18 protein-coding genes are annotated in these 22252 nt (G+C 64.8%); 14 read left to right on the top strand and 4 right to left on the bottom strand.

Annotated elements, in window-relative coordinates; all coding sequences use genetic code 11:
• Positions 1 to 81 precede the first annotated feature (81 nt).
• The 10 genes from I3J27_RS20745 to I3J27_RS20700 all read left to right on the top strand — a co-directional run bounded on the left by I3J27_RS20745 (position 82) and on the right by I3J27_RS20700 (position 10861).
• The gene (locus I3J27_RS20745) at positions 82 to 2490 is read left to right on the top strand and encodes a TonB-dependent receptor family protein (RefSeq protein ID WP_270160301.1); all 2409 of its coding nucleotides are present in this window, start codon (positions 82 to 84) and stop codon (positions 2488 to 2490) included.
• A 26-nt stretch (positions 2491 to 2516) separates the two neighbouring features.
• Positions 2517 to 3728, top strand: a complete 1212-nt coding sequence (locus tag I3J27_RS20740; RefSeq protein ID WP_270160300.1) for a sialidase family protein — start codon at positions 2517 to 2519, stop codon at positions 3726 to 3728.
• On the top strand, positions 3725 to 4222 hold the full coding sequence (locus I3J27_RS20735) for a TlpA family protein disulfide reductase (RefSeq protein WP_270172850.1): 498 nt from the start codon (positions 3725 to 3727) through the stop codon (positions 4220 to 4222). Before I3J27_RS20740 ends, I3J27_RS20735 begins: the two co-directional genes overlap by 4 nt.
• Before the next feature lie 29 nt (positions 4223 to 4251).
• The gene (locus I3J27_RS20730; protein ID WP_270160299.1) at positions 4252 to 4773 is read left to right on the top strand and encodes a copper chaperone PCu(A)C; all 522 of its coding nucleotides are present in this window, start codon (positions 4252 to 4254) and stop codon (positions 4771 to 4773) included.
• The gene (locus I3J27_RS20725; RefSeq protein ID WP_270160298.1) at positions 4773 to 5207 is read left to right on the top strand and encodes a hypothetical protein; all 435 of its coding nucleotides are present in this window, start codon (positions 4773 to 4775) and stop codon (positions 5205 to 5207) included. The genes I3J27_RS20730 and I3J27_RS20725 overlap by 1 nt, the downstream gene beginning before the upstream one ends.
• A 20-nt stretch (positions 5208 to 5227) precedes the next feature.
• The gene (locus tag I3J27_RS20720; protein WP_270160297.1) at positions 5228 to 5746 is read left to right on the top strand and encodes a YcnI family copper-binding membrane protein; all 519 of its coding nucleotides are present in this window, start codon (positions 5228 to 5230) and stop codon (positions 5744 to 5746) included.
• Complete coding sequence (locus I3J27_RS20715; protein WP_270160296.1) at positions 5746 to 7308, top strand: copper resistance CopC/CopD family protein; 1563 nt, start codon at positions 5746 to 5748, stop codon at positions 7306 to 7308. The genes I3J27_RS20720 and I3J27_RS20715 overlap by 1 nt, the downstream gene beginning before the upstream one ends.
• A gap of 151 nt (positions 7309 to 7459) precedes the next feature.
• Entirely contained in the window at positions 7460 to 8779 is a 1320-nt protein-coding gene (gene proS, locus I3J27_RS20710) for a proline--tRNA ligase (protein WP_028153959.1), read from the top strand.
• 89 nt (positions 8780 to 8868) lie between these two features.
• Positions 8869 to 10149 carry a lipoprotein-releasing ABC transporter permease subunit gene (locus tag I3J27_RS20705; protein ID WP_270160295.1) on the top strand — a complete coding sequence of 427 codons (1281 nt, stop codon included), beginning with the start codon at positions 8869 to 8871 and terminating at the stop codon, positions 10147 to 10149.
• 7 nt (positions 10150 to 10156) lie between these two features.
• The gene (locus I3J27_RS20700; protein ID WP_270160294.1) at positions 10157 to 10861 is read left to right on the top strand and encodes an ABC transporter ATP-binding protein; all 705 of its coding nucleotides are present in this window, start codon (positions 10157 to 10159) and stop codon (positions 10859 to 10861) included.
• A 95-nt stretch (positions 10862 to 10956) separates the two neighbouring features.
• On the opposite strand, the gene I3J27_RS20695 is transcribed toward I3J27_RS20700, so the two are convergent.
• The gene (locus tag I3J27_RS20695; RefSeq protein WP_270160293.1) at positions 10957 to 12036 is read right to left on the bottom strand and encodes an alcohol dehydrogenase catalytic domain-containing protein; all 1080 of its coding nucleotides are present in this window, start codon (positions 12034 to 12036) and stop codon (positions 10957 to 10959) included.
• A 119-nt stretch (positions 12037 to 12155) separates the two neighbouring features.
• Between I3J27_RS20695 and I3J27_RS20690 the strand changes: the two genes are divergently transcribed.
• Positions 12156 to 12929 (top strand): helix-turn-helix transcriptional regulator, encoded by a 774-nt coding sequence (locus I3J27_RS20690; protein ID WP_270160292.1) that lies wholly within the window; start codon positions 12156 to 12158, stop codon positions 12927 to 12929.
• Between the two features lie 57 nt (positions 12930 to 12986).
• Here the strand turns inward: I3J27_RS20690 and I3J27_RS20685 are convergent, their stop codons facing one another.
• Positions 12987 to 14246 (bottom strand): hypothetical protein, encoded by a 1260-nt coding sequence (locus I3J27_RS20685; protein ID WP_270160291.1) that lies wholly within the window; start codon positions 14244 to 14246, stop codon positions 12987 to 12989.
• 114 nt (positions 14247 to 14360) lie between these two features.
• Positions 14361 to 15680: an MFS transporter gene (locus tag I3J27_RS20680; RefSeq protein WP_270160290.1), complete on the bottom strand. Its 1320-nt coding sequence runs from the start codon at positions 15678 to 15680 to the stop codon at positions 14361 to 14363.
• Between the two features lie 742 nt (positions 15681 to 16422).
• Between I3J27_RS20680 and I3J27_RS20670 the strand changes: the two genes are divergently transcribed.
• Together I3J27_RS20670 and dnaE are read left to right on the top strand one after the other, a co-directional pair.
• A complete protein-coding gene (locus tag I3J27_RS20670; protein WP_270160289.1) occupies positions 16423 to 17142 on the top strand; it encodes an outer membrane protein in 720 nt (239 codons plus the stop codon).
• Positions 17143 to 17642: 500 nt separating this feature from the next.
• On the top strand, positions 17643 to 21146 hold the full coding sequence (dnaE, locus tag I3J27_RS20665) for a DNA polymerase III subunit alpha (RefSeq protein ID WP_270160288.1): 3504 nt from the start codon (positions 17643 to 17645) through the stop codon (positions 21144 to 21146).
• A gap of 25 nt (positions 21147 to 21171) precedes the next feature.
• On the opposite strand, the gene I3J27_RS20660 is transcribed toward dnaE, so the two are convergent.
• Positions 21172 to 21387 (bottom strand): hypothetical protein, encoded by a 216-nt coding sequence (locus I3J27_RS20660; RefSeq protein ID WP_270160287.1) that lies wholly within the window; start codon positions 21385 to 21387, stop codon positions 21172 to 21174.
• An 84-nt stretch (positions 21388 to 21471) separates the two neighbouring features.
• Here I3J27_RS20660 and I3J27_RS20655 point away from each other — a divergent pair, with 84 nt between their 5' ends.
• Complete coding sequence (locus I3J27_RS20655) at positions 21472 to 22242, top strand: carbonic anhydrase (protein WP_270160286.1); 771 nt, start codon at positions 21472 to 21474, stop codon at positions 22240 to 22242.
• The last annotated feature ends 10 nt before the right edge of the window (positions 22243 to 22252 follow it).

Raw genomic sequence — 22252 nt, 5'->3', positions numbered from 1 at the left:
CCCTCAACTGTCGCTGCGGACCGTCCGCTTGCGATTGATGCTGTCGAATGGCCGGAGAGAAAGCCGGCGTCAGGAATGCCCATGTTACGTTGTCATGCCCGCCGTGGCGTGAGCATCGTTGCGGTTCAGGCCGCATTGCTTGCGTCGTCGAGCGGAGTCTTTGCCCAAAGCAGCAACACCGTGCTTCCCGCGGTGACCGTTGAGGCGCCGCAGGCCGCCCGGCCCAAACCAATGACGCGGCCTTCGCGCCAGCGCTCCGCTTCCGCCGGCCGCGCGGCGAGGCCCGTTGCGCCGACCCCGAGCGTCGGCGCATCGCCCCAGAACAGGGCCCAGACGGCCGGCGCGGCGCGCGATGGTCTCAATCAGGCGCCGGCAGGCCAGACCGCGACGACCATCGATCGCAGCCAGTTCGACAACCGCCCGTCGTTCTCGGTCAGCGATGTCCTGCGGGACAGTCCGGGCATTTCGATCAAGCAGGGGAATGGCCCGCGTGATTTCGGCATCTCGATTCGCGGATCCAACGCCCGGAACGGTTTTGGCATCCGCAATCTCGTGATCTTCGACGACGGTTTCCCAGTGACGCAGCCGGACGGCCTGTCGCGGAGTGACCTGATCGACCCCCACGCCTATGGTGCCATCGACGTGATCCGCGGACCTTCGTCCGCGCTCTACGGCAATTATGCCACCGGCGGCGCGCTCAATTTCCGGACACGGCCGGGCGGCACCATCGACGGCGTCGAATATGGCCTCGATGGCGGCAGTTACGGCTATCTCAACAACTACCTCGCTGCCGGCAAGAAGGTCGGCAATTTCGAGGGCTCGCTGTTTGCAAGCGACACGCGGGGCGACGGCTATATCGGCAACAGCTGGTTCAACACCCAGACCGTCAACTTTCTCGGCACTCTCAAGGCGACGCCGGACGATCGCTTCACGGTCAAGATCATCAACAACGATCTGAGCGCGCGGCTGCCGATCCGGCAGTCGCTGAGCCAGTACTATCAAAATCCCTTCCAGCAGGGCTGCGCGACCGGCGTCACCGCCGCGGCCGGATGCGGCACGGTCAGGCTGTTCAACAACGGCTTCAATGCGACCGCAGGCACCGACACAGAGACAGCCGTGCAGGCCGGGCTCGGCCGCAACGACCGCCGTACCATCGTCGGCGGCCGCTGGGAGCACGATTTCGACAACACCACGACCTGGCGCAACCAGTTCGTCTTCGACGACAGGAACATCAGCCAGCCGACCGGCACGACCAGCGCGATCGGCGATTTTCCCTCCTACAACTTCATGAGCGACGTCACCAAGCGGGGCGAGATTCTCGGCCTGGAATCGACCACGTTCCTCGGCGGCTTCTACAACACCCTGACCGCGTCGAGCGACACGCGGAACGTGATGCCGGGAGGCAACGCGACGCTCGGCAGGATCACGAACAACCTCTACAGCGAAACGTCGAACTACGGTGTCCGCGCACGGGAAGAGCTGAAGCTGACACCGGCGTTGCTTGCGGTCGCCGGCATCGGCTGGGAGCAGACCGTGCTGAAGGGAACAAACACGGCCTACAGCTACTCCGGTCCGACGGGCGTCCTGGATCCTCTGAAGATCACGGCTGCTGACAGGCAATTCCAGAACACGGCGCCCGAACTGGCCTTGCTCTATACTGTCAACAGCGAATGGCTGGTCCGGGGGCGGGTTGCTACAGGGTACGGCACCCCGCAGGTTTCAAACCTGTTCGTCACGGCGAACGGGCAGTCGGGTAACAATACCCAGCTCCAGGCGCAGAAAAATCTGGGCTACGATCTCGGCTTCGATTGGACACCGAACAACACACTCAAGGTCAGCGCGACCGGGTTCTATGAGTTTTTCCGCGACGAGCTCGTATCGCAAGCAACGCCTGCCGGTTCACCGAACACGAGCTATACGTTCAACGCGCCGCGCTCAGAACACCGCGGCATCGAGCTTGCGGCCGACTGGAAGTTCCATCCGGGCTGGCGGTTCATGGCGGCGTACACCTATCTCGACGAGGTCTACACCGAATATATCGAGAACATCACCAATGGCGCGGTGTTCAGCTTCAACCGGGCCGGCAACAAGATCCCCGGCATCTCGCCCAACGAGCTGACGGCCAGGATCGGCTACGACGAGTTTGCCGGGCCGCTGGCGGGTCTCGGAGGCTTCGTCGAGGTCCAGTGGAAGGATTCGTTCTACATGGACAATGCAAATCTGCTGAAAGCGCCGGGCTATGAGCTGGTCAATGTGAACGTTCACTACAAGACCGATCTGGTGTCTGACACCTTCAGGTCCCTGAACCTGTTCCTCGAAGTCAGGAACGTATTCGACCGCACCTACGTTGCGTCGGCCAACAACATCGCCAACACGGTGACGGCGGCCGGCATTCAAAATCCTGCGAGCGTCCTCGCAAACACGACGGGATCGATCTACGCGGGCTCGCCGCGCTTGTTCGTTGCGGGTATGAAGGTGGCATTCAAATGATCCGGGCTCTCGAAGGGAGTAGGGCCATGGTCCGAACCGGCTTGCTCGGGATAGTCGCTCTCGCGCTCTTGCAGGGCGCGGCGCTCGGACAGATGCACGGTCAGCATGCGTCGGAAGCGGCGTGCGATGAGCCGACGCTGCGCTGCGCAACCACGGCGACGCCCGCATTCGGGCCGGACGGAACGCTGTGGCTCGCCTGGATGGCGGGAGGGCAGGTCTCGGTTGCGAGTTCGCAGGATGCGGGGCGCAGTTTCTCGGTCCCCGTCCAGGTCCCGACGATGCGGCTGAACCTTGATTGGGGACCGGATGCCCGGCCGAAGATCGTGGTCGATCGCAAGGGCGGCATTGCGCTCGCCTTCTCGATTTTCAGGGATGAGGCCTTCAACGGACAGGTGCTCTACACGCGCTCGGCCGACGGCGGGAAGAGCTTCGCGGAGCTCAAGCCCATCACCGCGAACAACGAGAGCCAGCGGTTCGAGGCGCTGGCGCTCGATCAGGACGGAACGGTCTTTACGGCGTGGCTCGACAAGCGCAATCGCGTCCCCGCAAAGGAGACGGGGCGGAAGTACGAGGGAGCAGGGCTGTTCTTTGCCTCGTCGCGCGATGGCGGCGCCACCTACGCCGAGGCCCGGCTGGCGCGCGAGGGCACCTGCGAATGCTGCCGGTTGGGATTGGCATTCGCGGCGCCGGGGCGGCCGGCCGTGATCTTCAGGAACATTTTTGACGGCGGCGTGCGCGATCACGCGGTCATGACCTTCACCGACATCTCGACGCCAGGTGAAATCCACCGCGTCAGCAACGACGACTGGCAGATCAACGCCTGCCCACACCACGGGCCGAGCCTCACGGTTGCGCCGAGCGGGACCTATCACGTCGCCTGGTACACGAACGGGAAGGCGCGGAAAGGATTGTTCTACGCGCATTCGCGAGACGAAGGCCGTACGTTCTCCGAACCCATGCCGCTGGGGCGGCCGGGCCGCAATCCGGCGCGCCCCTTCGTGCTCGCGGGCCAAGCGGGAACGGTCATGGTCTGGAAGGAGTTCGATGGCGAGAAGACCTCGGTCCAGATGACGATCTCTCGCGACGACGGCGAGACCTGGTCGCCGCCGAAGACGATATCGAGCACGACCGACACCTCCGATCACCCCTTGCTCGTTTCCAACGGTCGCCAGACCTACCTGTCATGGATGACGAAAGCGGATGGCTATCGGTTCACAGCAATCGAGGACCAGCCATGAGACGTCGAATTGCCGGTTTACTGGGTCTGGGTATCCTGATCGCATCGGCGGCCGGGCTCGGAGCGCAGCCGGCTCCGAAGCCGTTCGAGCGTGGCACGTGGCAAAGCGTGCTTAGGGGGCATGTGGGTCGCCCGACGCTGGTGCATTTCTGGGGCGTGACCTGCGGGCCCTGCAAGGTCGAGTTGCCGCAGCTTGGCCAGTTTGCCAAAGACCACCCGGGCATCGACGTCGTCACGATCAGCGCGGACCTCGTGCCGAACCTGCCGGCCGCGACGCAAGCGATGCTCGACAAAGCGGGGCTGTCGTCGACCGAGAATTTCATCTTCAACGACGGTTTTGTCGAGCGTTTGAGATTCGAGATCGATCCCACCTGGCAGGGCGACATTCCCCGGACAATGCTGATCTCCCGGGACGGGACCATCACGACGATCGAAGGTTCGGCCGAGATGGTCGATCTCGAAAAATGGACGGCGCAACAACTCTCCACACATTGAAGTTCAATCTGCAAAACGGGAAGACCGATATGAAGACCATGTTGAAAGATGTGCTGCTTGCAGCGTTCGCTCTCGCACTCTGCGCGGCACCAGCGGCGGCAGAGGACGTCAAGGCCGGCGATCTCGTCGTCTCGCAGGCCTGGAGCCGGGCAACGCCGGGCGGCGCCAAAGTCGCCGGCGGCTATCTCACCATCGAGAACAAGGGAACGACGGCCGACAAGCTGATCAGCGTGTCCGCCGATATCGCTGGCAAGGCCGAGGTCCACGAGATGGCGATGGATAATGGCGTGATGAAGATGCGCCCGCTCGACAAGGGGCTCGTGATCGATCCCGGCAAGACGGTGAAGCTCGCGCCCGGTGGCTATCATCTGATGCTGCAGGAACTGAAGGGCGCGTTCAAGCAGGGCGACAAGGTGCCGGTGACGCTTCAGTTCGAGAAGGCCGGCAAGGTCGCGATTGCTCTCGATGTGCAGGGCGTCGGCGCGCAGGCGCCCGGCGATGGCGGGCACATGATGAAGAAAATGCCGGATCATTCGGGAATGAAGATGTGATGAAACAGATCAAGTCTGCCATGACCTCGCGTCGAAATCTTGCGAGCCTTGCGCTCGCGATGGCCGCGCTGCTGTCGGTTGGCGCTACTCCCCTTGCAGCGGCGACCGACGACGACAGCTTCTTCACGCATCTGCACACCGAGAAGGCGATGGCCAATGTCACCGTTTCGCCGGGCCGCGCCGGTCCGGTCGAGATTGCGATCCAGCTCGAAACCACGGACGAGGCGCCGCTCACGGCCAAGGCCGTGTCGGTGACGCTCGTGGATACGCAAACCGGCAGGAAGCTGGCGCCGGTCGAGGCCGCGCGCGACGGCGAGGACAGCTGGCATGTGAAGGTCGCGCAGTTGACGTCCGGACGCTGGATGCTGGGTCTCGGGATCTCGATCTCCGAGGCCGATCATGTCAGCATTGAATCGCCGATCCTGATCAAGTGACGATGTCGAAGGGGCCGAACATGTCGAAGCGATCCTGCCTGTTCCTGATTGCCGCGCTCACTGCGTCACCCGCCGCAGCGCATATCACGCTCGAGACCAAGCAGGCGACCGTCGGCTCCTCCTACAAGGCCGTCTTCGCCGTGCCGCACGGCTGCAACGGCTCGCCCACGGTGAAGATCAGGGTGCAGATTCCGGAAGGCGTGATCGCGGTGAAGCCGATGCCGAAGGCGGGCTGGAGCGTCGACGTCGTCGAGGGCAAATATGCCGGTGAATACGACTATCACGGCAACAAGCTCTCCTCCGGCGTCAAGGAGGTGGCCTGGTCCGGCGGCAAGCTGCCGGATCACAATTACGACGAGTTCGTCATCAGCAGCTTCCTCACCAGCGGCCTGAAGCCGAACACGACGCTGTATTTCCCGGTCGTCCAGGAATGCGAGACCGGCGTCAGCCGCTGGATCGAAATTCCGGCGGAAGGGGCAGGGCATTCGCACGAAGGCAAGTCGCCGGCGCCGGGCGTGAAGCTGCTGCCAAAGCCCTGATGCGCCTGCTCGCCGCGCTCGCGACGCTGCTTCTCGTGATCGGCTTCGCGACCGGGGCGTCGGCGCACGCCGCGCTCGTCGCGGTCGAGCCGGCGAGCGGCAGCAGGCTTGCGACCGCGCCGAAGGCGGTCGAGCTGCGCTTCAACGAAGCGGTGGCACCGGGCGCGATCCGGCTGATCGACGGCGCGGGCAGGGCGCGGGACGATGCGCGCGTCAGCGCATCGGGCGAGACGATCTCGGTCGCGATGCCGCCGGACCTGCCGCAGGGTACAGTGGTGGTGAGCTATCGCGTGATCTCGCAGGATGGTCATCCCGTCGCGGGATCCGTGATTTTCTCGATCGGCATGCCGACGGGGACGCAGCCTCCGGCCAATGTGGACGGCGGATTGAACGTGCTGATCTGGCTGGCGCGGGTCGGCCTCTATCTCGGGCTGTTTGTCGGCGTCGGCGGCGTGTTCTTTGCGCGCTGGGTGGCGCGGTCGATGACCGGTATGACCGTGCCGCGCATAGCGCTCGTGATCGGCCTTCCGAGCGCGGTGGCGTCCCTTGGTGCGCTGGGTCTCGATCTCCTCGGCCTGCCGCTTGCGGCTCTCGCGAGGGCATCTCCATGGAAGGTCGCATTCGCGACCAGCACCGGCCCCGCGCTGCTGGTTGCCATCGCTGCGATGCTGCTCGCGTTGATCGCGTTGCGCAGCGCGTGGTACGCACGCGCTCTTGCGGTCATCGCCTTCGTCGGCGTCGGCCTGTCGCTCGCGATGACCGGGCACGCCGCGACGGCACCGCCTGAGATGTTGACGCGACCTGCGATCTTCCTTCACGGCCTCGGCGTCGCCTTGTGGATCGGGGCCCTCGTGCCGCTCGCCGTGCTGGTGTCGAAACAAGCGGCGGCAGCACTGCCCGTCGTGAACCGCTTCTCGCGCATTGCTGCGCCGGCGGTTGGCTTGCTGGCATTGACCGGGCTCGGGCTCGCGATCGTCCAGCTCGAAAAGCTGTCCGCGCTGGTCGAGACGCGTTACGGGCTCATTCTCGCGATCAAGCTCGCGCTGGTCACCCTGCTGCTGGCGCTTGCCGCGCTCAATCGGTTCCGGCTGACGCCAGGCTTGGCGCGAGACGAGAAAGCGGCGGCCGCGCTCAGGCGCTCGATCCTGCTTGAGTGCGCCATCGCACTCGCCATCTTCGCCGCCGTCGCCGGCTGGCGGTTCACGCCGCCGCCGCGGACCATCGTTCCGGAGACGCCGCTGGCCATTCATATCCACACCGACAAGGCGATGTTCCAGGTGCTGGTCTCGCCGGGGAAGGCGGGTATCGATGATTTCGTGCTCCAACTCATGACAGGCGATGCGACGCCGCTCACGGCCAAGGAGGTCACGCTGACCCTGAGCCTGCCCGAACGCGGCATCGAGCCGATGGAACGCGCCGCGGAGATCGGGCCGGACGGCTACTGGCATGTGCGCAAGGTCGAGCTTCCCTTCGCCGGCCGCTGGCATGTGCGGGTCGACGCGCTGGTGACCGATTTCGAGACGATCGCGCTGGAGGATGAGCTCGACGTGGCGCAACCGTAGTTGGCGGCCGGGCACCTCAAGCTGAATCTGAAGTCGACGGAAAAATGACAGGAATTCCGCCGCGTTAGCGGCTTTTCCTCATTCCCGGTCTTGTGTTTTCGCTCTCAATCCGGTTTCACTGCAACCCACCACTGATTCCCAGAGTATTGCCATGCGGTTGTCGCGGTTCTTTCTGCCCATCCTGAAGGAAAATCCGAAAGAGGCGGAGATCGTCTCGCACCGGCTGATGCTCCGCGCCGGGATGATCCGGCAGGAGGCGGCGGGCATCTATGCCTGGCTGCCGCTGGGCTTCCGCGTCTTGAAGAAGATCGAGCAGATCGTGCGCGAGGAGCAAGACCGCTCCGGCGCGCTGGAGCTGTTGATGCCGACGCTCCAGCTCGCCGACCTCTGGCGCGAGAGCGGCCGCTACGACGCCTACGGTCCGGAGATGCTGCGCATCGCCGACCGCCACAAGCGCGAGCTGCTGTACGGGCCGACCAACGAGGAAATGATCACCGAGATCTTCCGCGCCTACGTCAAGTCGTACAAGAACCTGCCGCTCAATCTCTATCATATTCAATGGAAATTCCGCGACGAGCAGCGTCCGCGTTTCGGTGTGATGCGCGGCCGCGAGTTCCTGATGAAGGACGCTTACTCGTTCGACCTCAACGAGGCTGCGGCACGCGTCGCCTACAACAAGATGTTCGTCGCGTATTTGCGCACCTTCGCGCGGATGGGGCTGAAGGCGATCCCGATGCGTGCCGAGACCGGCCCGATCGGCGGCGATCTCAGCCACGAGTTCATCGTGCTGGCCGAGACCGGCGAATCCGGCGTTTTCATCAATCGCGACGTGCTGGACCTGCCGGTGCCGGGCGAGGACGTCGATTATGACAGCGACCTGACGCCGATCATCAAGCAGTGGACCTCGGTCTACGCCGCGACGGAAGACGTCCACGACGCCGCACGCTTCGAGCAGGAAGTGCCGGCGGACAAGCGGGTGAATACCCGCGGCATCGAGGTCGGCCAGATATTCTATTTCGGCACGAAGTATTCCGACGCCATGAAGGCGCTGGTGGCTGGGCCCGACGGCGTCGACGTGCCGATCCATGGCGGCTCCTATGGTGTCGGCGTCTCGCGCCTGCTAGGCGCCATCATCGAAGCCTGTCATGACGATGCCGGCATCAAATGGCCGGAGGCGGTGGCGCCGTTCCGCGTGTCGATCCTCAACCTCAAGCAGGGCGATGCCGCGGTCGATGCGGCCTGCGAGAAGCTCTATGCCGAGCTCACCGCCAAGGGCGTCGACGTGCTCTATGACGACACCGACCAGCGCGCCGGGGCCAAATTCGCCGCCGCCGACCTGATCGGCATTCCCTGGCAGATCATGATCGGGCCGAAGGGACTGGCCGAGGGCAAGGTCGAGATCAAGAAGCGCAGTGACGGCTCACGCGAGACCATGTCGCCTGCGGACGCAGTCGCAAGACTTGTGGGCTGATAAGGCTGGTCGGTTGAATAGTGTTCATCGCGCGATAGTGGGTCGGTAATCCGGCCACATTTGACCCCGAATCATGGGATTATCGAGCGATGGATGAAACCATGACCGAGACCAAGCCAACCGCGCCTTTTGCGCCCTTCGAGTGGATGCTGTCGGCGCGCTATTTGCGGGCGCGCCGCAAGGAGGGATTCATCTCGGTCATTGCCGGGTTCTCGTTCCTTGGCATCATGCTGGGCGTGGCGACGCTGATCATCGTCATGGCCGTCATGAACGGCTTCCGGAAAGAGCTGCTCGACAAGATCTTAGGGCTGAACGGTCATATCCTGGTGCAGCCGCTGGAATCGCCGCTGACCGACTGGAAGGACGTCGCCGACCGCCTCAGCCAGGTCCAGGGCATCCGGCTTGCTGCCCCCGTGGTCGACGGTCAGGCACTGGCGTCGTCGCCGTGGAACGCCTCGGGCGTGCTGGTGCGCGGCATCCGCTCCGACGACCTCAACAACCTCACCTCGATCGCCAAGAACATCAAGCAGGGCTCGCTCGAGGGCTTCGACGACGGGCAGGGCGTCGCGATCGGCCGGCGGCTCGCCGACCAGCTCTCGCTGCATGCGGGGGACAGTGTGACGCTGGTGGCGCCGAAAGGCGCGGTCACCCCGATGGGCACGACGCCGCGCATCAAGCCGTACAAGATCGTCGCCGTGTTCGAGATCGGCATGTCCGAATACGATCTCGGCTTCGTGTTCATGCCGCTGGCGGAAGCGCAGGCCTATTTCAACCGCAGCAACGACGTCACCTCGATCGAGGTGTTCACCACCAACCCCGACAAGATCGACGCCTTCCGCAAGGCGGTGACGGAGGCGGCGGGGCGGCCGGTGTTCCTGGTCGACTGGCGGCAGCGCAACTCGACCTTCTTCAACGCGCTTCAGGTCGAGCGCAACGTGATGTTCCTGATCCTGACCATGATCGTGCTGGTCGCCGCCCTCAACATCGTCTCCGGCCTGATCATGCTGGTGAAGGACAAGGGCAGCGACATCGCGATCCTGCGCACGATGGGGGCCTCGCAAGGCGCGATCATGCGGATCTTCCTGATCACGGGCGCCTCGATCGGCGTGGTCGGCACGATGGTCGGCTTCTTCGTCGGCCTCGTGATCTGCCTCAACATCGAGTCGATCCGGCAATTCCTGTCCTGGCTGACCAGCACGGAGCTGTTCTCGCCGGAGCTCTATTTCCTGTCGAAGCTGCCGGCCGAGATCGATATCGGCGAGACCTCGGCGGTCGTCATCATGGCGCTGACGCTGTCGTTCCTGGCGACGCTGTACCCGTCGTGGCGCGCCGCGCGCCTCGATCCCGTCGAAGCGCTGCGGTACGAGTGAGGGGCTGATGGAGCAGCAGCAGGGGGCTGAGGATGTACCGGTCATTTATCTCCACGAGATAAAGCGGCAGTACTTGCAGGGCGAGGTGCCGCTGACGATCCTCGACGGCGCCAAGCTCGCGCTGTGGGCGGGCCAGTCGGTTGCGCTGGTGGCGCCGTCGGGCTCCGGCAAATCGACGCTGCTGCACATCGCGGGGCTTTTGGAAGCGCCCGATTCCGGCGAGGTCTATGTCTCGGGCGCACCGACCTCGCAACTGCCCGACATCGAGCGCACCCAGCTTCGCCGCACCGACATCGGCTTCGTCTACCAGTCGCACCGGCTGCTGCCGGAGTTCTCGGCGCTCGAGAACGTCATGATGCCGCAAATGATCCGCGGCCTGAAGAAGTCCGAGAGCGTCAAGCGCGCCAAGGAGATTCTCGGCTATCTCGGCCTCGGCGACCGCATCACCCATCGCCCGGCCGAGCTGTCGGGCGGCGAGCAGCAGCGCGTCGCGATTGCGCGCGCGGTGGCCAATGCGCCGAAGGTGCTGTTTGCGGACGAGCCGACCGGCAATCTCGATCCGCACACCGCCGATCACGTGTTCCAGGCCCTGATGCAGCTCGTCAAGGCGACCCAGGTGTCGATGCTGATCGCGACCCACAACATGGAGCTGGCCGGCCGCATGGACCGGCGCGTGTCGCTGTCGAACGGTCAGGTCGTCGAGCTCGAATAACAAAAACTGCGAAAACAACCCCATGCACAGTAGCCAAGTGCCTGGCGGGACTGCCGAAAAAATCGACGACGGCGCATCGCCGCCGCCTTGGGGCTTTACGGCCTGATCACCGTCAATCTGAACGGTCCGCCATGGGCCGCGGCGTGGTCCACCGCCGCGTTGGCGTGATCGAGGTCGAACGCCGCGGTCTCATATTCGTCGAGCCGCAGCAGGCCCGCGCGCACCAGCGCGATGAGGCGGCTCGCTGCGTCCGGTGGGTACATCCAGACGCCGTGGATGCTGATGCAGTTGCGCATGATCCAGGGGTAGGGCAGCTCGAGGCTGGCACCGCCCGCCATGCCGACGCCGCCCATCAACACCACCCGTCCGTAAGCGCGCACCGTCATGACCGCCGCGCGCACCACATTCGGGCTGACCGAGGGCGGCATGATGTCGAACACGCAGTCGATCGAACCGGGTGCCGCACGCTTCATGGCTTCGCAGTCCTCGCTCTCGTTGCCGGTGAGCTTGACCGGTTTCACCCGTTCGCCGAAGCGGCGGACGAGGTCGGCCAGAATCGTCGCGTTGCGGCCGGGCGCGACCACGCAGGCCGCGCCCATCGCGAGTGCAACCGACACCGCCGCGCTGCCAAAATTGCCGGTGGCGCCGCTCACGAGCACAGTCTCGCCGGGTTGAAGGTTGGCCGCGAGGAAACCGCCATAGGGCACCAGCAGCGTGCCCAGCGCGCACCATTGCGTGGCCTCTTCCGACGTGATCGCGCCGAGGCGTGTGACGTTCTCGGTCGGCACCCGCATCTGCTCGGCAAAAGAGCCGTGGCGAAAATGGTTTTGCAGGCGCATGCCGCCGGGACCGGCGGCAGTCAGTCCTTGCAGGGCGATATCGGGCGCAATGGCGTCGTCCCGCGAACGCACCGTCGGATCACAGAACACCCAGTCGCCGATCATGAGCTTGGTTGCGTCCGGGCCGATCGCGCGCACCCGGCCGATGCCGCCGGGGCCCGGGATGATCGGCAGGTCGAGCGCATAATTGCGCGTCCCGTCGAAGACCTCGTTCATGTAGGACAGCACGCGCGTCGCGACGACGTCCACGATGACCTCGCCGGTGCCGAGCACCGGGTCCGGGACATTCTCGATCGCGAGCCGCGATCCAAAGGATTTGAGCACGGCAGCTTTCATGGCTTCGTCCTTCCTGCACCTCGAACTCGGGTGAAGCCCATATGCGCCGCCTTGGAAGAGCCAGGAAGGCCTGGTATTATCCTAGTATTGCCAAGGCCCTCCATCGGGGAAGCGACATCATGGCCGATCCACGCCGCGTCGAATTCGGCGATTTCCTCCGCTCCCGCCGCGAAAAGCTGACGCCGAAGAGTGTCGGGCTGCCCGCGGGCAGCCGGCGCCGCACCGCGGGGCTCCGCCGCGAGGAGGTCGCGCAGCTCGCCGGCATCGGGGTCGACTGGTACATCCGCCTCGAGCAGGGCCGCACTGTCAGCCCGTCGGTCACCACCGTCGATGCGCTGGCCCGCGCGCTGCGCCTCAGCAAGACCGAGCATGCGCATCTGAAGGCGCTGGCGCGCGACGGCGACAGACGCGCGTTCACACGCGAGATCGTGCCTCCCTCCATCCGGCGGATGATCGAGAGCCTGAACCAGCCGGCCTACATCACCGGGCGGCGCTGGGACGTGCTGGCCTGGAACGACGCGGCCGAGGAGGTGTTCGCATTCGGGCAATTGCCGGAGCGGGATCGCAACACGTTGCTCCTAGTCATGACCGACAAGCAGCGGCGAAAGCTTTACGGTGCAGGCTGGACCGACATCGCCAAGGGCATGGTGGCGATGTTTCGCGCGACCCATGACGTCTGGGCCGGCGATCCCGCCTTCGCGGAATTGCTGGCGCGGCTGCGCCAGGGCAGTCCGGAGTTCGTCAAATGGTGGGAAGCGCACGATGTCCGCGGCACCATCTCGGGCCGCAAGACGATGTCGCATCCGACCCTGGGCGTGCTGAATTTCGAGCACACGAGCTTTCAGGCCAATGACGACCCCGCGCTGAAGCTGGTGATCTACACGCCGGTGTAGCGCGGGGACTCAGTTTCTGAGGGTTGATCCACGGGGCTGCTCGTTGCGTCCCTTGCGTCACGGCGCCGGCACGGCCGGAGGCCTTGAGCTGACGTTCGGGAACGGAACGGCCGGCCAGGGATTCTTCGGCTTGGCCGGCACCGATGCGCATGCCGTCGCAAGCTGCGTCCGCATCGATGCCAGTCCCGTCAGGTCGATGTCGAACTTCGTGACGTCCACCTTTTCGTCCGGCATCGAAATTGTCTGCCGGACATGCAGGGAGCGGGATGCCATGATCGCCTTGACCATGTCAGGGTCGATGCTGCCGCTCCACATCTCGTACTTCGCGGCCCGTAGCGGAGACCCTCCGGCTTCCTTGTCCGCGTCGGCGTCCGCCGTCATCAGGATATTGCTCTTGCCGACGCTCGCCTCGTCGATTTCGCCCGCGAACATCAGCGGCACGCGATTCCTGGTTTCGCAAAACATGCGCCACTCCATCGTCCGGAACGAGGAGGCGTTCTCCTTTTTCATCACCGCGAGCTTGCTGAGGGATGGCCGCGCTCCCGTCTCCAGCCGCCACATCGCCTCGGCAAACGGGCGCGTGTCGATGCCGAAACGATAGAGCTCGGATCGCGTCAGCATGTGCAGGTTTTCGAACTTCACGGTCCGGATCAGCCCGTCAAGCTCGCGGCTGATCCCCATCGCCGCAATGAATCCGGCGCGGTCGCGGTCGGCGTTCGCGATCCGGCGCCGTCTGTATTCTGCGACCGCCTCCGCGGCCGGATGCCCGTGAAAGGCGAGAATCAGCCTGGAATTATGGACCGCCAGCGCAGCGTCGGGCGCCACCTCGCGTGATGTCGCCCCGAGAAACAGATAGCCGCAGGCCGAGTTGCACATCGCATGATAAGTGGTGAGCTCGGCTTCGACCTCGCCGCTGGCGGCTTTCGTCTTCAGGCATGCGGCGTCGACCTGGGTGCCGGCCGCGCACGCGGTCGCAATCGTCCGGCCGACCCGCGCGACCGCCTTGCGGCTGCGCAGCAGCCGGCCGATGACGTAGGACTGCTCCACGTTGCCACCGGGCGAGTGAAGGTAGATCGGACGCTGCGTGTCCTTGACACCGGCCAGGAAGCGGCGAATGCGCTGGCTGGCGTCCCCATCAATCTCGCCCTCGATGGCGATCCAGCGGTCGCAGCCCGGCCCGCACGCATCGGGGGCGCCCTTGGCGAGATAGATCGTCAGCTTCGAGGCAAATCCGGCCTTCTCGGCGGACTTTTCTCCGGCATGCAATGCGCCGGACATCGACAGCAAGGCTATCAGAAACAGGAGACGGACGAGCATGAAATGATTGGGGCACGCGTGTGAGGACAGGTGCCCAATTTATACGATGTCCGGCCCGGCCTCAACTTTCGGTGGCATGGCGGCGCCGCCTCGTCCTCCGGCTCGTCCAGGTCGTCATGTCACCGGATCCCTGGCGGAATTCGCGCGGCTTCGATGATCCGGCGCCAGCGGCGGCGCCGGTCTTGCGGGCGCGTTCTCCAGCGAACCCGCGTCGCCGCTCGAGGCGATCTCGACCGGAGCAGATCCGGCGTCGCGCCAGGCAACAATCCAGATCAGGAAGCCGAGCAGCGCCAGCGCGGCCCCGACGGGACCGGTGGAGGTCCAGCCCAGCCCTTCGCGAATGGCGATGCCACCCAGGAACGGGCCGAGCGCGTTGGCGGTGTTGAAGGCCGAGTGGTTCAGCGCGGCGGCGAGCGCCTGTGCTTCGCCGGCGACGTCCATCAGCCGGGTCTGGAGAATGGCGCCGAGCGAGACGCTTGCGCCGATGGCGAAGATGTCGACCGCGAGCAGCCAGGGATTGTCGGCGACGAGCGGAAACACCAGCAGCGCCACCGCAGCAAACAGCAGGATGATGCCTGCCGTCGGCATCAAGGCGCGGTCGGCAAAGCGCGGCACGAACAGATTGCCGAGCGTGGCGCCGACGCCGAACACGGCGAGGAAGAACGGAATGGCCGCGGGGTTGACCCTGGTGACCTCGATCAGCGTCGTCGCCAGATAAGTGTAGACGGCGAACATGCCGCCGAAGCCGATGGCGCCGATTGCGAGCGTGATCCAAACGCGGCCGCTTCGGAGCGCTCCGAGCTCGCGCAACGGATCGGATCGGCCAGCCTTGTCGCGCGGCGCGAACAGGGCGCACAAAAGCACCGTGAGCAATGCCAGCACCGACACGAGGCCAAAGCTCGCGCGCCAGCCGACCGCCTGGCCGATCAGGTTGGCCAGCGGCACACCGACGATCGTGGCGCCGGTCAAGCCGAGCATCACCTGGCCGATCGCCCGCGAACGGCGGTGATGCGGAACGAGCGAGGCCGCGACCAGCGCGGCGATGCCGAAATAGGCGCCGTGCGGCAATCCCGCCAGGAAACGGGCCGCGATCATCCAGCCAAAGCCAGGCGCAAGCGCGGTGAGGGCGTTGCCGAGCGCGAACACGGCCATCAGGACCAGGAGCTGCGTGCGCCGCGCGAACCGCGCGCCGAGCACGGCGATCAGCGGCGCGCCCAGCACGACGCCGAGCGCATAGGCACTGATCGCGTGCCCCGCGGTCGGCTCGTTGATCCCGAGGTCGGCGGCGAAGAACGGCAGCAGACTCATCGATGCGAATTCGGTGGTTCCGATCGCAAAGCCGCCCATCGCGAGCGAGAACAGGACGATGGCGAGGCGAGGGGGCGCGGAGGCCGAGTTTGCGCTCGGCGAGGTCGCTTGGGGCGAGGTCGTCATGTGTCCTGCATTGGTGGCGTCAACGGGAACCAGCCCAGTGAACGTCGCCACCCCTGCAAGATTTCTCTCTCGTACTTAAACGCGGATCAGCCCGCGTCAACAGCGGGGTCTCAAGGCAGGGCAGACCGCATACCAGCGTCCCGATTGGCACGTGCCAATCTAGCCGACGCGCGTCGACCGGCGCGCGGTTTTTTTCGGAGCAAAGTACGGGTTCGAGACGCAGCCCGCAGAGCGTCCGGCGGGACCGTAGATCTGCATGCAGACGGGATAGCTGGGATCGTAAGAGCAGGCCGATGGCGACGAACTCGCCTGACACTGGGCATAAGTGTCGAAGGTGCATTGCTCAGCCTCGGCCATTCATCGCCAGTGAGGCAGAGCGAATGATGCGTGCCGAATGCGCGTGCCGGCGTGCCCGCCGAGTGTGAGTGTGAATGTGGCGATTACGAGCGAAAGTGTGGCGACAATTGGGAAGCAAATGTCCGCGCATCTCTGATCGCCACTCACGCGAATGTGCGCGCGTCGTTGTTACGCGGGCGCTGCAGTATATGTCGTGTAGTCGACATTGGAACTCATGAAACCACTTGTTTCAAAGGGTTTCCCGCACGCGCTGCTAAACATCCATTAACGCAGCAGCGGCCTTTCGCTGCGACTGTTGCGTCGAGGTTACAGCAATTCCGTCGAGCACTGTTATGACGACACGCATGGCTCGGGGGCCTAACGACGAAACTGGAACGGGAATCAAATGAACAAGAATTTGTTGCTTGCTGCTGTGAGCTTCGTCGCGCTCAGTGCGGCTGCGCCGGCTGTGGCTGCTGACCTCGCGGCGCGGCCCTACACCAAGGCGCCGCCGGCGGCGATCGCCGCGGTCTACGATTGGAGCGGCTTCTACATCGGTATCAACGGCGGCGGCGCTTCGTCGCACGCGAGCTGGGACCTCGTCGGCTTCGGTCCGGAAGGTTCACACGATGCAACCGGCGGCACCGTCGGTGGTCAGGTCGGTTATCGCTTCCAGTCCGGCCAGTGGGTGTTCGGCGTGGAAGGCCAGGGCAACTGGGCCGACTTCTCGGGCGACAACGTCAGCGCTGTGACGGGCTTCAGCAACCGCACCAAGATCGACTCGTTCGGTCTGCTCACCGGCCAGGTCGGCTACACCTGGAACAACGTGCTCGCTTATGTGAAGGGCGGCGCGGCAGTTGTCGGCAGCAAGTATGACGTCTTCAACGGCGCTGGCGCGAACGTCGACTCGGCGAGTGCGACCCGTTGGGGCGGCACGGTCGGTGCCGGCCTCGAAGTCGGCTTCGCGCCGAACTGGTCGGTTGGCGTCGAGTACAACCACATCTTCCTGGGCGGCAAGGACGTCACCTTCGCCAGTGGCGCCGTCGACCACATCAAGCAGGACGTCGACATGGGTCTCGTCCGCCTGAACTACAAGTTCGGCGGCCCGATGATCGGCAGGTACTGAGACTGATCGCTCTACAAGGAGCGGTCGTCGAAAAGCCCCGGCCTCGCGCCGGGGCTTTTTTGTTGTTTGAATTCATCGAGTTAACCATCCTGTTTCGGGATGGCTGAGAGTGCTTGACTCCCGAGAACGAAATGAGAACAATGTTCTTCATACGTTCTGGTGATGGAGCAGGCCATGTTCAGGATTTTCGTCGAAGAAGCCGCCGCACTCGCCTCGATCGCGCTGTTCGTCGGGATGGTCGCAATCTGGGCCCAGGTGATTCCGCAGCTTTAGACCTGCGGTTTTGGAAACCGATGCTTGGAAACCCCGCTCAAGCCTCCTTGGGGAAAAGCGGGACGACGCGGCGAAGCGGCCGCTCCGGCGTGGACTCTGAAGCGGTGACGCCCCACCATTGTGAGGCGAGTCGGCGAAGGCAGGTGGATGGCGGGTGCAGGATGCCCTGACAATCCCCTGGAGCCGGCGACCGCTCCATCTCATCTGCAAGAGGCCGTCACGCGACCATGCCGAGCGCCGGATTTGTCCACCTTCACGTTCACTCGGCCTATTCGCTGCTCAAGGGCTCGATCAAGATCGCCAAGCTCGCCGAGCTCGCCAAGAAGGACCACCAGCCCGCGCTGGCCTTGACCGACACCGACAACATGTTCGGTGCGCTGGAGTTCTCCGACAAGATGGCGGGCTCCGGCATCCAGCCGATCGTCGGCTGTGAGCTGGCGATCGATTTCGGCGACCAGGATCCGAATGCGCGCAGCGCGCTGCCGCCGTCGCGCGTGGTGCTGCTGGCGGCGCAGGAGCGCGGCTATCGCAGCCTGATGCGGCTGAACTCGCGCGCGTTCCTGGAAACCCCCGACACCCATGCCTCCCATATCAAGTTCGACTGGCTCGAAGGCGAGACCGAAGGCCTGATCGTGCTCACCGGCGGCCCCGACGGCCCGATCTCGCTGGCGCTGGCCGCAGGCCAGGCCGAGATTGCGGCCTTGCGCTGCGAACGTCTGGCCAGCCTGTTCGGCGACCGTCTCTATGTCGAATTGCAGCGCCACGGCATCGACAAGGAACGGCGCATCGAGAGCGGGCTGATCGACATGGCCTACGCCAAGGGCCTGCCGCTGGTCGCGACCAACGAGCCGTATTTCGCCACGACCGACGACTACGAGGCGCATGACGCGCTGCTCTGCATCGCCGGCGGCCGGCTGGTCGCCGAGACCGATCGCGTGCAGCTCACGCCCGATCACCGCTTCAAGACCCGCGCCGAGATGGCAGTGCTGTTCGCCGACATTCCGGAGGCGCTGGCCTCGACGGTGGAGATCGCCGAGCGCTGCTCGTTCCGCCCGATGACGCGCAAGCCGATCCTGCCGTTCTTCACCGTGGGTGCCGCAGCCAGTTCTGATGCCGCGTCGGTCGAGGCGGCCGAGTTGAAGCGGCAGGCGGAGGAGGGGCTCGCCAACCGCCTGCGCGTGCACGGGCTGTCGCAGGGCACCACGGAAGAGGACTACAACAAGCGTCTGGCGTTCGAGCTCGACGTCATCATGCGCATGAAGTACGCGGGCTACTTCCTGATCGTGTCCGACTTCATCAAATGGGCCAAAGGTCAGGGCATTCCGGTCGGGCCGGGCCGCGGCTCCGGCGCAGGCTCGCTGGTCGCGTGGGCACTGACCATCACCGACCTCGATCCGATCAAGTTCGGCCTGCTGTTCGAGCGCTTCCTCAATCCGGAACGCGTCTCGATGCCGGACTTCGACATCGACTTCTGCCAGGACCGCCGCGGCGAGGTGATCAAGTACGTCCAGGAGCGCTACGGTCGCGACCAGGTCGCGCAGATCATCACCTTCGGTACGCTGCAGGCCCGCGGCGTGCTGCGCGACGTCGGCCGCGTTCTGCAGATGCCCTACGGCCAGGTCGACAAGCTCACCAAGCTCGTGCCGCAGAATCCGGCCGCGCCGGTGACGCTGGCGGCGGCGATCGAGAGCGAGCCGAAGCTTCAGGCCTTCCGCGATGAAGACCCGGTCGTGGCGCGCGCGTTCGACATCGCCCAGCGCCTTGAGGGCCTGACGCGCCACGCCTCGACGCACGCAGCCGGCATCGTGATCGGCGATCGCCCCTTGAGCGAGCTCGTGCCGATGTACCGCGATCCCAAATCCGATATGCCGGTAACCCAGTTCAACATGAAATGGGTCGAGCCGGCGGGCCTCGTGAAGTTCGACTTCCTCGGCCTGAAGACGCTGACCGTGCTCGACGTCGCCGTGAAACTGCTCAAGCCGCGCAACATCGACATCGACCTGGCGACGCTCCCCATCGACGATACCGCGAGCTACCAGATGCTGGCGCGCGGCGAGGTGGTCGGCGTGTTCCAGGTTGAAAGCCAGGGCATGCGCCGCGCGCTGGTCGACATGCGCCCCGACCGTTTCGAGGACATCATCGCGCTGGTGGCGCTGTATCGCCCCGGTCCGATGGCGAACATCCCGACTTATTGCGCGCGCAAGCACGGCGACGAGGAGCCGGAATATCTGCATCCGGTGCTGGAGCCGATCCTGAAGGAGACGTTCGGCGTCATCATCTACCAGGAACAGGTGATGCAGATCGCGCAGGTGATGTCGGGCTATTCGCTCGGCGACGCCGACTTGCTGCGCCGCGCCATGGGCAAGAAGATCCGCGCCGAGATGGACAAGCAGCGCGACATCTTCGTCGCGGGCGCGGTCAAGAACGGCGTGCCGAAGGGGCAGGCCGAAACCATCTTCGAACTGCTGGCGAAGTTCGCCGACTACGGCTTCAACAAGAGCCATGCGGCGGCCTACGCGCTGGTGTCCTACCATACCGCCTACATGAAGGCGCATTATCCGGTGGAGTTCATCGCGGCGTCGATGACGCTCGATCTGAACAACACCGACAAGCTCTCCGAATTCCGCTCCGAGGCGCAGCGACTCGGCATCAAGGTCGAGCCGCCGAACATCAACCGTTCGGGGGCGACCTTCGAGGTCGGCGACAACACGATCTACTACGCGCTCGCAGCGCTCAAGGGCGTCGGCATCCAGGCGATCGAGCAGATCATCGAGGAGCGCACCAAGCGGGGCCTGTTCACCTCGCTTGCCGACTTCGCCGCACGGGTCAATCCGCGCGCGATCAACAAGCGCATCATCGAAAGTCTCGCCGCCGCCGGCGCCTTCGACACGCTGGAATCCAACCGCGCCCGCGTCTTCGCCGGCGCGGATGCGATCCTCGCCTCCTGCCAGCGCGCGCATCAGGCCGAGACCATCGGCCAGAACGACATGTTCGGCGGCTCGGCGGACGCGCCCAGCATCATGCTGCCGCAGATCGAGCCGTGGCTGCCGGCCGAGCGGCTGCGCCGCGAATATGACGCGATCGGCTTCTTCCTGTCGGGCCATCCGCTCGACGATTACGCCACCGTGCTGAAGCGCCTGCGGGTGCAGAGCTGGGCGGAATTCTCCCGCGCGGTGAAGACCGGGGCGACCGCCGGCAAGGTCGCAGCGACCGTGGTCTCGCGCATGGAGCGGCGCACCAAGACTGGCAACAAGATGGGCATCATGGGACTTTCCGATCCCACGGGCCACTTCGAGGCGGTACTGTTCTCCGAGGGCCTTGCGCAATATCGCGACGTGCTCGAGCCGGGCGCCGCGGTGCTGCTCCAGTTAGGCGCGGAATTGCAGGGCGAGGACGTCCGCGCCCGCGTGCTGCATGCCGAGCCGCTCGATGACGCCGCCGCCAAGACGCAGAAGGGCCTGCGCATCTTCGTGCGCGATACCAAGCCGCTGGACTCGATCGCCAAGCGGCTGGCCGGCCCCGACATGGCGACGTCGAACGGCGCCGCGCTCAAAGTCGGCAGTCCCGCCATCGCGCCGCGCTCGAACGGCGACGGCGAGGTCTCGCTGGTGATGATGCTCGACCTCGAGACCGAGGTCGAGATGAAGCTGCCCGGCCGGTTCAAGGTCTCGCCGCAGATCGCCGGCGCCATCAAGGCGGTGGCGGGCGTGGTGGACGTGCAGCAGATCTAAGGCGCGATGATATCTGGAAGAATCGTCATCGCGCTCGGGATCGTTGTTGGAGCATGATTTCCGCGCAATCGCCTGCCGCGTTTGTCGTGAGACAGAATTGCTGCCCTTTTTTCCGGTCGGGCTCTAGCAGCCGATCTCGAATATATGCAGATGGACGCAGCTCCATGTCGTCGTTGCGCGCGAGGTGAGCGGTCGCTTCGGCTTGCAGCATGGTTCGCGTTGCGGCAATCTTCAGTTGCATCGATCATATTCGTGATTTCTTCATGTCGGCGCACCTATCATTGCGGCGATTCCATTCGTCCGCTGTAACCTGGGGAAACGTCACATGTGCGACAAGTGCTCTGAATCTCTGCATCATGAATCTCTGCATCAAGACATCGCGCCGTCGCGACGGTCCGCGATGCTTTTTGGCGCCGCCGCTCTTGGCATGGCCTTCGCCGGCGGTGCTTTCGCCAATGGTGCCTTGGCAAAGGAAACCAAGCCGCCGCCGAAGCCGCAGAACGTGCTGTCGCCCGACGCGTCGTTGAAGCGATTGATGGAGGGCAATTCGCGCTACGTCTCGGGCGTGTCGCGGCGTCATGATTTCAAGCATGAGCGCGAGGCGCTGGCCGGCGGGCAGAACCCGTTCGCGGCCGTACTGAGCTGCGCCGATTCACGCATCGCACCGGAATATGCCTTCGACACCGGCCGCGGTGATCTCTTCGTCTGCCGCGTCGCCGGAAATTTCGCCGGCACCGAGACCATCGCCAGCATGGAATATGCGGTCGCGGTGCTCGGTGCGCCGCTGATCCTCGTGCTCGGCCATGATGCGTGCGGCGCGGTCGATGCGACGCTGAAGGCGATCAAGGACGACAAGCCGCCGCCGGGACATATCCCTTCGCTGGTCGATGCGATCGCACCCGCCGCCAAGGCTGCGATGCAGCAGGGTGGGGACGTGCTCAACAAGGCGATCCGGCAGAACGTGGTCGACAACATCGCCAAGCTGAAAACGGCCGCGCCGATCCTCAATGCGGCCGTGGAGCAGGGCAAGCTGAAGGTCGTCGGCGGCATCTACCGGCTCACCACGGGAACGGTCGATCTGATCGCGCAGGGCTGAATGAGCCGAG

This window comes from Bradyrhizobium xenonodulans (assembly GCF_027594865.1).
In the GTDB taxonomy this organism is placed as follows: domain Bacteria; phylum Pseudomonadota; class Alphaproteobacteria; order Rhizobiales; family Xanthobacteraceae; genus Bradyrhizobium; species Bradyrhizobium xenonodulans.
The sequence above is the reverse complement of the archived record's forward strand: the minus strand, read 5'-3'. Positions and strand labels throughout refer to the sequence as shown.

Bases quoted from the DNA above. Each gene is read 5' to 3' on its own strand.
- I3J27_RS20745 (WP_270160301.1), top strand. From the start codon at position 82: ATGTTACGTTGTCATGCCCGCCGTGGCGTGAGCATCGTTGCGGTTCAG.
- I3J27_RS20740 (WP_270160300.1), top strand. From the start codon at position 2,517: ATGGTCCGAACCGGCTTGCTCGGGATAGTCGCTCTCGCGCTCTTGCAG.
- I3J27_RS20735 (WP_270172850.1), top strand. From the start codon at position 3,725: ATGAGACGTCGAATTGCCGGTTTACTGGGTCTGGGTATCCTGATCGCA.
- I3J27_RS20730 (WP_270160299.1), top strand. From the start codon at position 4,252: ATGAAGACCATGTTGAAAGATGTGCTGCTTGCAGCGTTCGCTCTCGCA.
- I3J27_RS20725 (WP_270160298.1), top strand. From the start codon at position 4,773: ATGAAACAGATCAAGTCTGCCATGACCTCGCGTCGAAATCTTGCGAGC.
- I3J27_RS20720 (WP_270160297.1), top strand. From the start codon at position 5,228: ATGTCGAAGCGATCCTGCCTGTTCCTGATTGCCGCGCTCACTGCGTCA.
- I3J27_RS20715 (WP_270160296.1), top strand. From the start codon at position 5,746: ATGCGCCTGCTCGCCGCGCTCGCGACGCTGCTTCTCGTGATCGGCTTC.
- proS (WP_028153959.1), top strand. From the start codon at position 7,460: ATGCGGTTGTCGCGGTTCTTTCTGCCCATCCTGAAGGAAAATCCGAAA.
- I3J27_RS20705 (WP_270160295.1), top strand. From the start codon at position 8,869: ATGGATGAAACCATGACCGAGACCAAGCCAACCGCGCCTTTTGCGCCC.
- I3J27_RS20700 (WP_270160294.1), top strand. From the start codon at position 10,157: ATGGAGCAGCAGCAGGGGGCTGAGGATGTACCGGTCATTTATCTCCAC.
- I3J27_RS20695 (WP_270160293.1), bottom strand. From the start codon at position 12,036: ATGAAAGCTGCCGTGCTCAAATCCTTTGGATCGCGGCTCGCGATCGAG.
- I3J27_RS20690 (WP_270160292.1), top strand. From the start codon at position 12,156: ATGGCCGATCCACGCCGCGTCGAATTCGGCGATTTCCTCCGCTCCCGC.
- I3J27_RS20685 (WP_270160291.1), bottom strand. From the start codon at position 14,246: ATGCTCGTCCGTCTCCTGTTTCTGATAGCCTTGCTGTCGATGTCCGGC.
- I3J27_RS20680 (WP_270160290.1), bottom strand. From the start codon at position 15,680: ATGACGACCTCGCCCCAAGCGACCTCGCCGAGCGCAAACTCGGCCTCC.
- I3J27_RS20670 (WP_270160289.1), top strand. From the start codon at position 16,423: ATGAACAAGAATTTGTTGCTTGCTGCTGTGAGCTTCGTCGCGCTCAGT.
- dnaE (WP_270160288.1), top strand. From the start codon at position 17,643: ATGCCGAGCGCCGGATTTGTCCACCTTCACGTTCACTCGGCCTATTCG.
- I3J27_RS20660 (WP_270160287.1), bottom strand. From the start codon at position 21,387: ATGCAACTGAAGATTGCCGCAACGCGAACCATGCTGCAAGCCGAAGCG.
- I3J27_RS20655 (WP_270160286.1), top strand. From the start codon at position 21,472: ATGTGCGACAAGTGCTCTGAATCTCTGCATCATGAATCTCTGCATCAA.